Below are 15,934 nucleotides of genomic sequence, written 5' to 3'. Positions count from 1 at the left end.
GTTGATTTATTACCTTTTATTACATAATGGCAGAAATAGTACATCAATCGTGGGATTATCGCTAGATTTATGCCATAATTTGATAAAATTTCTACACTCTATTCACTTTGCAAATGGCAAATAATCCTTTTTAAAGAATGTAAATTATTATAATTTTTCCACCCTCTTTAAGAGGGAGTATTAAAAATGAACCCAGTATAAATATCAATGCATAAAGAGATAACAGCAATGAACATTGAAGTAAAAAAGATTCTTGAGAGTTTTACTCATTCAACCTTACAAAAAAATTTACTTGAACTTAACGCAGTAACAAAATGCGAAATAGTTAATCAGCATTTATACATTAATTTAACCATGCCCTTTGCTTGGAAAAACGCTTTTGATGAGTTAAAAAAAATAGCCACCCCAAAATTACTAAAGCTTAACGGCATTAATGACGTTAACTGGCACATTGACTATAAAATTGCTACATTAAAACGCGCCAATGACCAACATGCCATTAACAATGTAAAAAATATTATCGCCATAAGTTCAGGCAAAGGTGGCGTGGGCAAATCATCAACAGCTGTTAATCTTGCACTAGCCTTACAAAAACAAGGCGCCAAAGTAGGCATTTTAGATGCGGATATTTATGGGCCTTCAATTCCCACCATGTTAGGCACAGAAAAACAGCAACCGTTAACACCTGACAATAAACACATGACCCCAATTATGGCACACGGATTAGCCAGTAACTCTATTGGTTATTTAGTTGATCCAGATAGCGCCATGGTATGGCGTGGACCAATGGCAAGCAAGGCATTACTACAAATATTACAAGATACATTATGGCCTGAACTTGATTATTTGGTTATTGATATGCCTCCAGGAACTGGGGATATCCAATTAACCCTAGCGCAAAGTATTCCAGTAACGGCCGCAATTATTGTCAGTACACCACAAGACATTGCATTGATTGATGCCAAAAAAGGCATGACCATGTTTAATAAAGTCAACATCCCAACGCTAGGCATTATTGAAAACATGAGTTACCACATTTGCGAAAATTGTGGTCATCACGAAGCTATTTTTGGCGAAGGTGGAGCACAGCGTCTAGCTGAGCAATATCAAACAAAATTGCTTGGACAAATACCACTTCATAAAATATTACGCCAAGATCTCGATACAGGGCAACCTACTGTTATTAGCCACCCTGATAGCGAATTTACCCAACTCTATTGCCAAATTGCTGGGCGCATTGCCAGTGAGCTATATTGGCAAGGCGAAACAATTTTACCGGATATTTCTTTTAAGGCGCTATAACAAAAAATCAGCTTGGCTGTCGAAAACAACAGCCAATGCTATTGATATTTTATAGTTAATTTGGCATAACATCGCCACGATCAGCCACGCAATAACTGCCCCATTATCACCCTTATTTTAAATGGCGGAACTCGGCTTTTGCCTTCGTTAGTTGTTGATTAAAATCGGCATTCGTATGTAATTGAGCAACTACCGCAGCTGCCATCACCTTAGCAGCATCAACATCACTTTGCCAATGATAGCCACAAATAACGCGGCTTTCGCCAATCTCATAACCTCGTTTTAAAATTTCATTTTGACGCGCTGGATTTATCTCTGCTAACACAAGTGAAATAGCAAACCCCATTGTTGTATGACCAGAGGGATAGGATCCATTGGTCGATAGCGTTTTTTCATCATCTGGGCGACAAGTTGGTTCATGGAAAAATGAAAATGGTCGAATACGATTATAATGATTTTTAGCTGAGCGCGTTGCCAAATCCCCTGCATCTTCTTTCATTGTAGTAACTAATTTATAAATTTCTGGCGTTTTCTTATCAGAAATTTCAAACCCAAAAGATGGTGAAAATTGCTTAGTTATATTATCTTTACTTGAATCAGCATCTAAGTAAGCCTGTTTTCCACGTTCTGTATTACGAACAGACTTACCCCAATCGTACATTGCTTTATCGCGTAAAAAATCAATGCTATCAAAAGTAGGAGGCGGTGGCAAAAGCAGTAAGCTATTAGGTGCTTGTTCTTCTTTAAGGAAAAAATCATTAGGATCTGTTGTTACATCTTTTCCCCCAGAAGCAAAAACATTTGAACATATTAAAGAAGCAACAAATAACGAACAAAAAATTTTTTTTTGCATATACTTCTCCTTATACAAATAAGGGATAACTATCAAAACATGTTATCGAAACAAAAAACGCTTAAATAACATCTAACTAATTAATAATTTTGTATGAAACAACAACACGGTCAGCAAGATATCAATAGCTGTTCAACAATAAAATACAGCAACATATTAATAAAGATTGAGTATTTTTAATGTGATAGTCATCACAATTATATTTACAGTGGAATATTTGAAAGGCTAATTTAAATCATTACCGTGACGAATATGCTCAATATTTATCACGGTTTTAGAATGAATTTAAGCAAAAATCTTATCGCGAAACATAAAAAATACCGCACCTAAAAGACACAAACCAGCCCAAATATAGTCTGTCTTAAACGGCTCTTTTAAAATATAAATTGAAAAAGGGATAAAAACAGACAAACTAATTACTTCCTGAATAATCTTTAATTGGCCTGCGCTAGCAACCTGAAAACCAATACGATTAGCAGGCACTTGCAATAAATATTCAAATAACGCAATTCCCCAACTAGCAAACACCGCCACCAGCCAAACTTGGTTATGTAAAAACCGCAAATGCCCATACCACGCAAAAGTCATAAAAACATTACTAAAAGTCAGTAAACAAACAGTAATAAGTAATTGATTCATAGTGTTGATATAAGAGTAAAGAAAGGGACTGGCATTATATACCATTGTCTAATAAATATACAAAATAGAAATAATTTAATTACATAAAAAAAACAACATTATTAACAATAGTTGAAATTGGCTAATTCATCACTAAAAGCATAATAGCGCTATTGCTCAGTAGCCTGTTTAGGTCTATATTAAATCAACGCCAATAGGTGCAAAATCTTTAATGCATTGAACGTCGTTATCCTATCAACACTGAAATTTATTACAACACAATTATTATCCCCAAAGGAAACAGTTATGCAAAAAAGAGTCAATGAAGTTACTATGCGTGGAGCCCCTATTACTTTGTTAGGTCCCAAAATCAACGTTGGTGACATAGCACCCGATTTTATCGTGCAAGATTTAGCAATGAAACCCATTAAATTATCCGATTTTAAAGGTAAAATCAGGATTATTAATTCGGTACCATCCATTGATACTTCCGTATGTAGCGCCCAAGTTCACCGTTTCAATGTAGAAGCAGCAAAACTAAAAGATACCGTGATATTTTCAATTAGTGTTGATTTACCTTTTGCATTAAATCGCTATTGTGCGGCTGAAGGCATTGATGCTGTCAAAGTCACTTCTGACCATAAAGATCTGGATTTTGGCTTAAAATATGGCACTGTTATTGAAGAGCTACGCTTACTTTCCCGCGCCGTATTTGTCATTGATAAAAATGACAAAATTGCTTATGTCGAATATGTTAAAGAAACATCTTCGGAGCCCGATTATGACAAAGCCCTAGCGGCGGCTAAAGCATTAGCATAAATCAAAGCAATAATACATCGCCACCCTCTACCAACAGTGGTGGCGATGATTTACTTTAAGATTTATTTATAGCAGCTATTTAATAGACAAAATTATTCAGTTATAATCCAATAAAAACATACCTCCTCCATAATCTTAATCATGAATAATAGTATTAACCGATCTCGTATTTGGTCATCAATTCTTTGCCTTGCATTTGCGGCATTTATTTTTAATACAACGGAATTTGTACCTGTTGGACTATTACCTAATATTGCTGAAAGTTTTTCAATGGATGTTGCTCATGCTGGATTATTACTCACCATTTATGCATGGTCTGTTTCGTTATTATCATTGCCACTCACAGTATTAACGTCAAAAATGGAGCGAAGAAAATTACTAATTTTTCTATTTTGCTTATTTATTGGTAGCCATATTTTAGCCGGATTTGCGTGGAATTTTTACAGTCTGATGGCAGCAAGGATTGGCATTGCTTGTGCACATGCGGTATTTTGGGCAATTACAACACCTCTTGCAGTTCGATTAGCGCCTAATGGTAAAAAAGCTAAAGCAATGGGCTTTATTGTTATTGGCGTATCGATGGCAACCATCCTAGGGATCCCAATTGGTACCATCATAGGGCAACTCGTTGGCTGGCGCGTGACTTTTTTATGTATTGCTAGTATCGCTTTTTGCGTGATGATATTACTGCTCCGTTTATTACCTACTGTACCAAGCATGGATATTATCTCTATCAAAGATATTCCAACGGTATTAAAACGGCCAATACTGCTTAACATTTATCTATTAATAGCCATTATTATTGCTGGCCACTTTACTGCTTATACTTATATCACGCCATTTATGAAAGATGTTGGCGGATTTAGTCAAAATGTTATCGTCGCTTTATTGTTAGTAGTCGGTTTTTCAGGCATGATTGGCAGTGTTATTTTTGCAAGATATGCCGAAAAAAATCCAACCGCCATATTAGTGATGCCTATGTTGTCATTGATCATTTGTTTATTATCGCTTTATGTCTGTTCATTCACGCTTTATACCGCAATCATTCAATGTTTGATTTGGGGGCTTTCGATTACCATTATTGGCATGGTCATGCAAAGCAAAGTGATTGATGCAGCGCCCGATGCAACCGATATTGCAACATCGGTCTATTCAGGTATTTACAATATTGGAATAGGCGGAGGCGCTTTTATAGGCAGTAAAGTATTAATTTTACTATCAAAGGAAGATATTGGTTTTGTTGGCGCAATTTTTGTCATCATTGCCTTATTATTTTTCTGCCTTTGTTCTAGAAAGTTGTGGAATAATAAAACCATTTTATAAAAATCTTAACGCTCAGAAACAGCATTATTTATTATATACCCCAATAAATAATGCTGAAAATAACACCCTTACATTATGATTTACTTAAAGACTCTAACTGTTCCCAGCGTTCAAAAGCAGATTCTAATTCAGCTTCTTTATCGGTCAAAGATTGTAAGATTGGTCCCGTAACTTCGTGGGGTTGATTAAAAAAGTCACTTTGACCAATCTGTGCTTGTAAATCAGCAATAGCTAATTCTAATTGCTCTATTTTGCTTGGTAATTGTGTTAACTCTCGTTGCTCATTATAACTCAGCTTAACTTTCTTTTTAGTGGCTTGATCATTGCTTTTGTTATTCGCCGTGCTTAATGCTTTTTTAGGCTGTTTAACATCATTAACTGCCGCTACCTTAACCGGTTGCGCCTGTTGCTGTTGTTGCAGAGCATCAGCATAACCACCCGCATAAACGCCAATATGCCCTTTTTCTTCAAAAAACCAACATTGGGTAACGACGTTATCAACAAACTGCCGATCATGGCTAACTAGCAAAACTGTTCCCTGATAATCATTAACCAACTCTTCTAGCAACTCCAGCGTTTCAATATCAAGATCATTGGTCGGTTCATCAAGTATTAATAAATTACTAGGTTTTAAAAATAGTTTAGCCAGCAATAAACGATTACGCTCCCCACCTGATAATGCACGAACAGGTGTTCGGGCGCGTTTTGGAGGGAATAAAAAATCTTGCAGATAACCAAGAACATGACGCGATCGTCCATTAACCATCACCTCTTGTTTACCTTCAGCTAAATTATCCATCACGGTTTTTTCAGGATCAAGCTCTAATCGATATTGATCAAAATAAGCGACTTCAAGCTTTGTACCACAATGTACGCTACCTGATGTTGGCGCTAAATTACCTAACATTAGTTTTAACAACGTCGTTTTGCCAATACCATTAGGACCAATTAGAGCTATTTTATCGCCACGTAATACTTGCACAGTAAAATCATTAACTAGCAACTTATCTTCAATCTGATAGGTCACATTTTCAAGCTCAAAAACAATTTTTCCTGAACGTAACGCCTCCTCAATTTGCATTTTGGCACTGCCCATCACTTGGCGACGCTCGCTATACTCTTGGCGCATTGCTTTTAATGCACGTACTCGCCCTTCATTACGTGTACGGCGAGCTTTAATACCTTGGCGAATCCAAACCTCTTCTTGAGCTAATTTTTTATCAAATTCCGCATTTTGCAACTCTTCAACGCGCAAGGCTTCTTCTTTACCAAGTAAATAGTTATCGTAGTTACCGCTCCAAGAGGCAATTTTACCCCGATCTAAATCAATAATACGCGTTGCCATTTGACGAATAAATGAACGGTCATGAGAAATAAACACAATACTGCCATTAAAGCTTTTCAAAAACTCTTCCAACCATTTTATGGTTTGAATATCTAAATGGTTTGTTGGTTCATCAAGCAATAAAACCGATGGTTGACAAACTAATGCTTTGGCTAATGCAGCTTTACGAAGCCAGCCACCTGATAGCGAAGATAACAATGCATCACCATCAAGTGATAACGACGAAATAACATTACGAATACGACTATCTAATTGCCAACCATTTTGATGATCTAACTGCTCTTGCATTTTCGCTAATTTAGCCAAGTTACTTTCGCAAGGATCGTGTTCAACACGATGAGCTAAATCATAGTAATCTCGTAATAACTGGGCTTGTTCGTGTAATCCTTCTGCTACAAAATCAAACACATTGCCTTGCACATCACGAGGAGGATCTTGCTGCAAGCGTGAAACAATCACATTATTTTCATAAATAATTTGCCCTTCATCTAATGGCACTTCTTTATTTAACACTTTAAGTAACGTTGATTTGCCCGCGCCATTACGTCCAACAAGACAAACACGCTCATTTGGTTCAATAGACATATCAATATGATCAAGTAGTGGTGCATCACTAAATGAAAGATAAGCATTGGTAAGATTAATTAATGACATATTATTGGTTTTTATTTGGGTATTAAATAATAAGTCGCTATTCTATCATAAAGTTGCTCAAGGCAACTAAACCAAATACCAAAGATACGTTAATAGGCCTCACAAATATTAGAAATCACTGTTCTGTTCTATCAAAAAAAACAAATACTGTTTATATTAATGTAAAAATATTATTTAGATTTTGATGTGGAGATAACTATGAGTCACATGTGGACATTTCAGCGCGTAGGTGGATTAGATCAAGTGGTATTTAAAAATGCCAATGATATTATTAATCTACCTGATTTAGACCCTAAATTATGGGTAGCTTTAAGTTGCCCAACCACAGGGCTAGATTTTGATGAGCGAACCTTAGAGCTACTCGACTCAGACAAAGATGGACGAATTCGCATACCTGACATTCTCGATGCCATTAGCTGGACACAAGACAAAATCACCTCATTTGACAGCATTTTAAACTCAAGTGAAACACTGTCACTATCACAAATAAACACCTCGACCCCACAGGGAAAAAAGCTATCTATCACCGCTCACAGCATCTTAGCTAGCTTAAATAAAAACAACGTAAATTACTTAACGCAAGATGACGTTCAACAATCAATCAAAATCAACGCTAGTAAACTTTACAACGGTGACTTAATCTTCCCTGTATCAAGCGAATTATCGCCCGACATGCAAACATTCATCCAAACCGCCATCAACACCACCGGCGCACAGAAAGACATGAGCGGACAAGATGGCATTGACCTAAATATAGCCACCACCTTTGTCGACAACCTAAAAACATGGCTACAATGGCAAACTCAAATAAGTAAGACCCCAACTCCATTTGGTGAAAATAGTGCCGAGACTTGGAAGTTAATCCAACAACTCAAACCCAAAATTGACGATTATTTTTTACGCGTTGAACTGGCACAATACGCTCCACAAGCGCAAACAGCCCTCAATGTTGACGAAAAGTACATCGTCCCGACCCAAAATGGACTACTTTCTGATGACGCCTTAGCACAATTACCGCTATCAAAAATCGACACAACCAACGCACTTGACTTAGTCAATGGGCTTAATCCACTATGGAAAGCCAAAGTTAACCGACTCAAAACGCTCATCGCCCCAGCATTAGCCAATCCTGACTTACTAACCGAGCAAGAATGGCAAAACATCCAACACAGCTTAAAAACTTACACCACATTAATAAGCACTAAACCCGAAATAACAAAAATAAAAGTTGAAATCGCGCCATCTGCCAGCATAGAAGATATCCCAAGCAACACTATCGCCCACTTAGCCAACAGTGAACTGCTGAACGAATTTACACAAATGGTTGAACAAGACAATAAAACCCCGATATCCTCATCCGACGTCCTTGTATTAGAAAAGCTAGTCTTATTCCACAAACACCTTTACCGCTTACTGGTCAACTTTGTGTCTTTTGCTGACTTCTTTTCGTTAAAAACCCGAGCGGCCTTTCAGCTTGGAAAACTCTACATTGATGGACGCTGTGCAACTCTTTGCGTTGCAGTTGATAATATTGCCAAACACGCCACCATGGCAAACTACTCTGAACTCTGCTTACTCTATTGTGAATGTACTAGACACGGGCAAAAGCAACTCATTGCCGCCGCTATGACAGCGGGGAAAGGCGATTTACTGATTGAAGGTCGCAATGGCGTATTTATTGATAACGACGGCAACGACTGGGATGCCAATGTCGTCAAAATCATTACCAAACCTATCAGCATACAACAAGCAATCTGGGCACCTTATCAACGAATGGGGCGCGTAATTACCGAACAGATAAACAAATGGGCAAGCAGCAAAGATGCCGATGTTGCAAAATCAAGTGAACAAGCATTGCAAAACCCAGCCAATAAATTTGATATTGGCAAAAGCGTAGGTATTTTTGCCGCAATTGGCCTAGCCATTGGCGCAATCGGCACGGCATTAGCCACACTATTCCAAGCTATTTTTGCGCTAGCTTGGTGGCAATTGCCTTTGGTTTTTATTGGATTATTCCTAATTATTTCTGGCCCTTCTGTTATTTTGGCATGGTTAAAATTGCGTCGAAGAACCCTTGGCCCACTGCTAGAAGCATCAGGTTGGGCAATTAACGGACAAGTTAAAATAAACTTAATGCTAGGTAGCTTACTCACCAGTAAAGCAGAACTTCCAGCCAATGCAAAACGCAACTTACGAGATCCAATGAAACAACGCCACCACAAATTGGCTATCATTTTTTGGTTAGCTATTTTACTTGGTATTGGAACGACAGGAGGTTGGTTATGGCATGAAGGTTACCTTGACCACTATATCAAGCAGCACAAACAAGAACAAACCCAAAATAAAACTGACACAAATGCCAATATTGGCAAATAAAAGCAACAAACCATTTCGCCGACACTAGTCGGCGAAATGAAACGACCATTAATGCTGATAAACCGGCAAACGACGGCAAATTGCAAGCACCTTTTCTTTCACAGCTTGAATAGTTTGCTCGTCATCGATATTATCTAAAACATCACAAATCCAATTAGCCAAATCTCGCGATTCGGCTTCTTTAAAGCCTCGGCGAGTAATAGCCGGCGTACCAATCCGCACGCCTGATGTCACAAACGGGCTTTGTGGATCTTTCGGTACGCTATTTTTATTAACCGTAATATTGGCACTACCCAAAGCCGCATCGGCTTCTTTACCTGTGATATTTTTATCGACTAAATCAATTAAAAACAGATGATTGTGTGTTTCACCAGAAACCACTTTATAACCACGCTGCATAATCACTTCAACCATCGTTTTGGCATTTTTCACCACTTGCTGTTGATATTCTTTATAAGCGGGTTCCATTGCCTCTTTTAATGCCACCGCTTTAGCGGCAATCACATGCATTAAAGGCCCACCTTGCGCCCCAGGAAAGACAGCCGAATTTAACTTTTTATATAATTCTTCACTGCCACCTTTAGCTAAAATCAAGCCCCCACGTGGGCCACCAAGGGTTTTATGGGTGGTTGTAGTCACAACGTGAGCATAAGGAACAGGATTTGGATAAACACCTGCGGCCACCAAACCAGCCACATGTGCCATATCCACAAATAAATAAGCACCCACACTATCGGCGATTTCGCGCATACGCTTCCAATCCACCACACCAGAATAAGCCGAAAAACCACCAATAATCATTTTCGGTTTAGACTCTTGGGCTGTTTTAGCTAACTTGTCATAATCAATACGTCCTGAATCATCAACGCCATAATCCACAATATGATAAAGCTTGCCAGAAAAGCTAACTGGCGAACCATGCGTCAAATGCCCACCTTCAGACAAATTCATGCCCAAAACAGTATCGCCTGTATTTAAAAGCGCCATATAAACCGCAAAATTCGCCTGCGAACCTGAATGAGGTTGTACATTGGCATAATCAGCACCAAATAAAGTTTTAGCGCGATCAATTGCCAACTGCTCGACCACATCAACATACTCACAACCACCATAATAACGCTTACCGGGATAACCCTCGGCATATTTGTTGGTTAATTGCGAACCTTGCGCTTGCATTACGCGTGGGCTGGTATAGTTTTCTGATGCGATCAATTCAAGGTGATCTTCTTGACGCTGTTCTTCACCTTTTATCGCATCCCACAGTTCTTTATCGTACTCGGCAATAGCCATCTTGTTACTAAACATGTTGGATCCTTATCATCAATTATGTAGTTTGTCTGGTTTTGCTTTATCGTTAGCAAAAATGGGTATTACGCTCATATGGTTACTTAACAACCAAACGATTTCAATCTTTTTTTGAGGTTATAAAAAATATTTATATTGAAGGATGGGATGTTGTGTTTTTATAAGGCAGTTTTTATTAAAAAAACAGCCAGAAAAACTTTAATAAAATCAATACCTTTTCTGACCGATTTTTAGCGGAAAATCAGGACTTTTTTGTTTTAGCGAATAGAATAAATTGAGTGCAGTGGTTTCGGACGTTTTGAGCTTGGGTGAACAAAATAGTTATCGTGACTACGTCCGAGTTAGGGAATTTAAAGCGAATTCCCTAACAACCCGCGCTTTGGCTGCAGAATGTGGCCTGCGGCACTACTCGTATCATCCTGATACTCGCCTCTACGAGGCCATCTTCGCTGTGCTCAGATGTTCAAATTTGTTCCAGACAAATTTGTCGTTCCCGACGCAGCACAAACTCGCCAAACATCCCTGTTTGGCGTGCTAACCTCGCACTGTTGTCGGCACATTCTGACGCCGGAATAGGACAAACGACATAACCATCGTTTTTGGAAGATATTATGTTTTTATAGTTATAAAATTGATTTTATTTAAATTAAATACCTTTCTGGCGGTTTTTTTATTGCACTTGGCTAACAAATTTCATACTATTATCAAAAAATTAAGGAGATGATATGAAAAGAATATTTATAATAAGTTTAGTTAGTCTTGCTTTATTAGGCTGTGGAGAAGATAAAATTACAAAAGAGTATCTTTTAGGTAATTGGCATTGTGTCGGTAATGAGTATGAAAAGGAAAACAGTGACGCTAATGAAGATTTTGATGATTCAGTGTCGTCGTCAGAAAAAACAATGACATTTAAAATGTTAGATAATGAACTTTATCAAATAAATGAGGATGGAACAAAAATCTTGATTGACCCAAATAAAATGGACACTAATAAAAGTGAAGTTACAGAAAACGCCAAGATTAACACAAAAACAACAACAAAAATTGTTAATAGCGACACCTTTAATTTCACAATTTTGGCTGAAATAAATAAAATTAATAGTAACAATAATAATAATATTATTGATCTTAGAACCAAAACAGAAGTGATTTGTACCCGAATAAAATAAGCATTCTCATCACTAATAAAATAAAGCCCGAAAGGGCTTATTTAAATTTAGTCAAGATAAAATATAACTAAATTTAAACCTAAAGCTCGCAAATGTGAGCTTTTTTATGTCTGGAGAAAATTATGCCAATAACACTAGATTTACAAGCCATTGAGGGTAAACAGCTTATACAACTAATAGAAGTGAATGACACAAAATTGGGGCTTGATGAAGTGCTGAGATTTCATGCTTATAATATTTCGCCTGACGGGTGGGAGTCATTTGCCACTGAAAATTTACCATCAATAAAATAACAAGGTAAAAAATATTTACCGTATCCATATAAGTTAAAAGACATTGAATTAAGTAGCACTGCCCCATAACCAACACCAAGGCTATCAGTTGGCAATATAGACGGTAGAGTAACGTTTGTACTTGGTGTAATAAACAACAATTTCATCTTTGAAACCATTTTTAACAAATTGATTTTATTTGATTTTAAATTGTCGTTAAAAAAAGGGTTTGGAGCGGTTAAATTGCTGTTATTAGGGCGCTATTCGTGGTTTTGTTGATTTGTTAGTTGCCGGCGCCTTGCTTGGATTGTGTAAGTGATTGATTTAGCTTAAAAACAGCAAAATAAAAACTTAAATAAAATCAATACCTTTTCTGACGGATTTTTGCTATGTTATTTTTATAGATTGCCGTATGGTTATTTTTTAACTTTGTTTTGAGGGCCAAGTCAGTTGATGTTTTTTGATATAAGCAAAATCAAAAACCTTTCGCACTCCAGTTGGGAAGTTGCAACCTAAGATGCGTATATCGCTGATTTAACAATATCCCCTTACTTTCGTCCTTTTTATCAGCAAGCTTGCTGACAATTTTAGGTTGAAAGTCTTGGGTAATGAATAAGTGCTATGTTAGTAGTGCTCATTTTACTGTTAGGCATACTATGCCTAGCATTGAATAGATGCCATCAGTTGCATTAACACCACTATATTAAAGTACACAGCAAACACTTATCATTACCACCAACTGCTTGGTTATTCTTATTTATTTTACCCTTGAGCCATCGCCAGCCACGCTTTCAGAGTTGGCGGCGGGGGCGGCGCGATTGTGGCTTCGCCGCAACAGCGCAACCCTAAGGGAAGTGCCCCAACTGACGCGGGGGCGTTATTCTTTGTTAGATTGTCCTCTCAGGCACCATAACCGCCCCCGCGGCCCAAGGATTAAGGAATAAACGCTAAAAACTAAGGTGCGGTACAAACAGCAGAAGAGGTGCCGCCGGTAGGACTGTTGACGTCGCCGTGGTACGAGCAGACAGTGAAGAAGCTAGTGCGAGACACGTCGCTCACCCAGTGGTAGCGGCCGAAGCCTGCACCACTGTAGCCGGGCATATAGCCCCACTCCGTGAAAAATCCTGCACCTATGTAACGCATGTAATCATTAACAGATGAATGAGGCAAGGCGCCAGAAATAGAAGGATCTGCTTTGACTGCATTAGTTAAATCACTTACACTAGCAAGACGATACCCCAAACTACTACACCAAGTGGATTGGTTGGACTGAGTATCGAGTTTACTACCCCGATTAACGAACCACTGCTTTAACACAAATCCATACCTCACCTCATTACCACGACTATCCCTACCGACTAACTCAAATCTCTGTGGCAAAGAGGGTACGGTAAGTCTACTAGGTCTACTTGAGTTTATTTGAGTTCCACTTGCCCTAGGACCTCTTAATATTACCTTACCCCTACTATTGACTGTAGCTGTTATATCACCATTCGTGACAACAGACCATGTAAACTGACGTGCATTAGCTCCATCTATATCCAAATAAAAATACAACCCATCAGCACCCGTTGTAGGAAAATTTCGGTCATAAGATGCAGAATCGTTAGACTGAGCTAAAAACCCCTTTGCAGGAGACCATATGTTAGATGGGCCGGCGTAATGGGAATCGTCAGAGAAACCATCAGGACCAGTACCATTAGTACCACCATAGTACAAACTCGGCCTTGCGTGACTCACAAAGTAACAAACAACAGGACCTGTAACACCATACGGATTAATATAATAATCCACCGTAGCTCCACTAAAACTGGTCCTATTAGGAACACCGTACTGGGTCTGTAAATATCCCCCTGTACTACTTAATCTTACCCTATAAGGAGCCTTACATTTATCTAATGCATCGTTACGACTAACAGTATTGCCATTTTTATCTGTAAACGATACCGATATACTCCCCGATACACCATTTACAGCCGGTTCATCCCCATCATCATCTCGCCAATAATTATACCTTGTGACCAAATCACTTAAACTCACTGAATTAGTTGATGATGGGACTATCATTTCTATATGACTTAAATTACTCCCAACGTACGGCAACCTGATTGGATTTGTTGCACTTGATGTATTACTAGATGGCGTGATTACCTGACCATCCTGCAACCGAATTGACAACAATTTATCCGTTGATGTGGCTTTTGTTCGACCATTGTCGAATGTTAAATATGGCGCACTACCCACGATATATTTTGATGTATAAGCCGTTAATGCCGCAGAACACTGTGAATACGACAACAAGAACAACAACGCGAAGAACAACGCCGATTTAGAGAATCTAAATAATCTAAGTAAACTGAGTAAACCTGATAAGCTTGGTAAACTTGGTAAACTTGGTAAACCTGAAAATTTAAATAGAAGAGGTAAACGCCTTGACCTCGGCGATAACCCTGCCGATAACGTCTCCGATTTCGATACGCGAAATGACCTCGCTGATGAAAATAAGAATTGAGTCTGATTTCGACTACCGTGAAAATTAAAAAGTTTTAGGGCGTAGGTTTGGCAGGCCAGATGCCAGATGCCAGATGCCATAAATGGTAACGCATTTCGATCATCCTGTCAAGTAAATTTTTGTTTTATTTCGATTTTTTATAACTGACTGCTCTAATGATGAGCACTCCCTTGCTTTGAAGGCGATTAAATTATAACCGCTTGAACAATAATGCGCTACCTTTTTTGTTAAAAATTTGTAAAGTTTTGTTAAAGGATGAGTCAGCTTATGTTGGCGGGCTTTGGGAAATGGTTTTGGTGATGTTTTTTGAATAAAAAACATCAAATAAAAACTTTAATAAAATCAATATCTTTCCTGACCACTTTTTGGATGTAATTGCATTGTTTTTTTCCACAAAAACATTCCTGCTACTCCTTAAAACAATACTCATCCCCAATGGCACTGCCTTGAACACCATATTGACGCAAATTATGATCAACGGCATTCATTGATTGCCAGTGGTTTTCGCACCAATCTGGCGCTAGCAAGGTTGGCTTTCTAGCGTTGGCGGATATGCGGTGATAAACGATGTTTGCAGGGGTTTGTCTGATGATGTCGCCTGCAATATCAACATATTCATCCAATGATAAAATATTGATACGACCAGCTCGCCATGCTTTTGCCATAATACTGCCATCAACAATATGCAAAGGGTGCAATTTTAAGCCGTCAACGCCACTATTTAATACCCGTTCAAGCGTGATTAAATTATCTTGTTTGGTTTCTTTGGGTAAGCCAATAATTAAGTGCGTGCACACTTTTATACCAAGATTACGAGCTTTTTGTACGGTTTGATGATAATCGTTAAAAGTATGTCCACGATTTATGTCGTGCAAAGTTTTATCGTGAGCCGTTTGTAAGCCCAGTTCTAACCATACTTCAAAACCTTGAGATTGATAACCTGCCAGTAAATCAAGTGCTTCATTCGGTACGCAATCAGGACGAGTCCCCACACAAAGTCCGACAATATCGGCACTATTTAACGCCTGTTCGTACATATTTTTTAGGATTGCAACTTCAGCATAAGTACTGGTGTAGGCTTGAAAGTATGCAAGATAGCGTTTGGATTTTTTCATTTGATGAGCTTGCGATACAAGTTGATCGGCAATTGATTTAACTTGTATTGATTCATCAATGATCGATGCCACATTACAAAAAGTACACCCCCCCATTCCGATAGTGCCATCACGATTAGGACAGCTAAACCCTCCGTGTAGGGTGAGTTTGTAGATCTTTTCGCCGTATCGACGTTGGAGATCAGAGCCAAAGGTGTTAACTACAAGATGAAGTTGCATAATAGACCAGAGTAAGCGTTTTGGGTATTTTACGGAGTTAGTGGGCTGACTT

General features: G+C 38.3%; 12 protein-coding genes. 6 read left to right on the top strand and 6 right to left on the bottom strand.

The genetic code is table 11. From position 1 onward, the window contains the following. The first annotated feature begins 207 nt into the window (after positions 1 to 207). Positions 208 to 1,302, top strand: a complete 1,095-nt coding sequence (apbC, locus tag GYX25_RS00160) for an iron-sulfur cluster carrier protein ApbC (RefSeq protein WP_174786412.1) — start codon at positions 208 to 210, stop codon at positions 1,300 to 1,302. A 112-nt stretch (positions 1,303 to 1,414) separates the two neighbouring features. Here apbC and GYX25_RS00155 read toward each other — a convergent pair whose 3' ends face one another. Together GYX25_RS00155 and GYX25_RS00150 are read right to left on the bottom strand one after the other, a co-directional pair. After that, positions 1,415 to 2,155, bottom strand: a complete 741-nt coding sequence (locus GYX25_RS00155) for an acid phosphatase (protein ID WP_174786411.1) — start codon at positions 2,153 to 2,155, stop codon at positions 1,415 to 1,417. A gap of 285 nt (positions 2,156 to 2,440) precedes the next feature. After that, on the bottom strand, positions 2,441 to 2,794 hold the full coding sequence (locus GYX25_RS00150) for a DMT family protein (protein WP_091347719.1): 354 nt from the start codon (positions 2,792 to 2,794) through the stop codon (positions 2,441 to 2,443). Positions 2,795 to 3,079: 285 nt separating this feature from the next. Here GYX25_RS00150 and tpx point away from each other — a divergent pair, with 285 nt between their 5' ends. Both tpx and GYX25_RS00140 read left to right on the top strand, forming a co-directional pair. After that, a complete protein-coding gene (gene tpx / locus GYX25_RS00145) occupies positions 3,080 to 3,592 on the top strand; it encodes a thiol peroxidase (RefSeq protein ID WP_160401914.1) in 513 nt (170 codons plus the stop codon). Positions 3,593 to 3,733: 141 nt separating this feature from the next. Continuing rightward, a complete protein-coding gene (locus GYX25_RS00140; protein WP_091347724.1) occupies positions 3,734 to 4,915 on the top strand; it encodes a sugar transporter in 1,182 nt (393 codons plus the stop codon). Between the two features lie 73 nt (positions 4,916 to 4,988). Here GYX25_RS00140 and GYX25_RS00135 read toward each other — a convergent pair whose 3' ends face one another. Beyond that, positions 4,989 to 6,914, bottom strand: a complete 1,926-nt coding sequence (locus GYX25_RS00135; RefSeq protein ID WP_091347727.1) for an ABC transporter ATP-binding protein — start codon at positions 6,912 to 6,914, stop codon at positions 4,989 to 4,991. Positions 6,915 to 7,112: 198 nt separating this feature from the next. On the opposite strand from GYX25_RS00135, the gene GYX25_RS00130 reads away from it, so the two are divergent. Continuing rightward, positions 7,113 to 9,290: a phage holin family protein gene (locus GYX25_RS00130; protein ID WP_091347729.1), complete on the top strand. Its 2,178-nt coding sequence runs from the start codon at positions 7,113 to 7,115 to the stop codon at positions 9,288 to 9,290. Positions 9,291 to 9,338: 48 nt separating this feature from the next. Here GYX25_RS00130 and glyA read toward each other — a convergent pair whose 3' ends face one another. Continuing rightward, positions 9,339 to 10,595, bottom strand: a complete 1,257-nt coding sequence (gene glyA / locus GYX25_RS00125) for a serine hydroxymethyltransferase (RefSeq protein ID WP_091347731.1) — start codon at positions 10,593 to 10,595, stop codon at positions 9,339 to 9,341. 725 nt (positions 10,596 to 11,320) lie between these two features. Here glyA and GYX25_RS00120 point away from each other — a divergent pair. Further along, a complete protein-coding gene (locus tag GYX25_RS00120; protein ID WP_174786410.1) occupies positions 11,321 to 11,764 on the top strand; it encodes a hypothetical protein in 444 nt (147 codons plus the stop codon). 122 nt (positions 11,765 to 11,886) lie between these two features. Then, the gene (locus GYX25_RS00115; protein WP_174786409.1) at positions 11,887 to 12,057 is read left to right on the top strand and encodes a hypothetical protein; all 171 of its coding nucleotides are present in this window, start codon (positions 11,887 to 11,889) and stop codon (positions 12,055 to 12,057) included. A 933-nt stretch (positions 12,058 to 12,990) separates the two neighbouring features. Here GYX25_RS00115 and GYX25_RS00110 read toward each other — a convergent pair. Both GYX25_RS00110 and GYX25_RS00105 read right to left on the bottom strand, forming a co-directional pair. Further along, positions 12,991 to 14,628 carry a hypothetical protein gene (locus tag GYX25_RS00110; protein WP_174786408.1) on the bottom strand — a complete coding sequence of 546 codons (1,638 nt, stop codon included), beginning with the start codon at positions 14,626 to 14,628 and terminating at the stop codon, positions 12,991 to 12,993. 327 nt (positions 14,629 to 14,955) lie between these two features. Next, entirely contained in the window at positions 14,956 to 15,882 is a 927-nt protein-coding gene (locus GYX25_RS00105) for a TIGR01212 family radical SAM protein (RefSeq protein WP_174786407.1), read from the bottom strand. Positions 15,883 to 15,934 lie beyond the last annotated feature (52 nt).

This window comes from Gilliamella sp. ESL0254, assembly GCF_013344985.1.
GTDB classification, from domain to species: Bacteria; Pseudomonadota; Gammaproteobacteria; order Enterobacterales; family Orbaceae; genus Gilliamella; species Gilliamella bombicola.
This window is presented reverse-complemented; position numbering and strand designations above follow the sequence as displayed.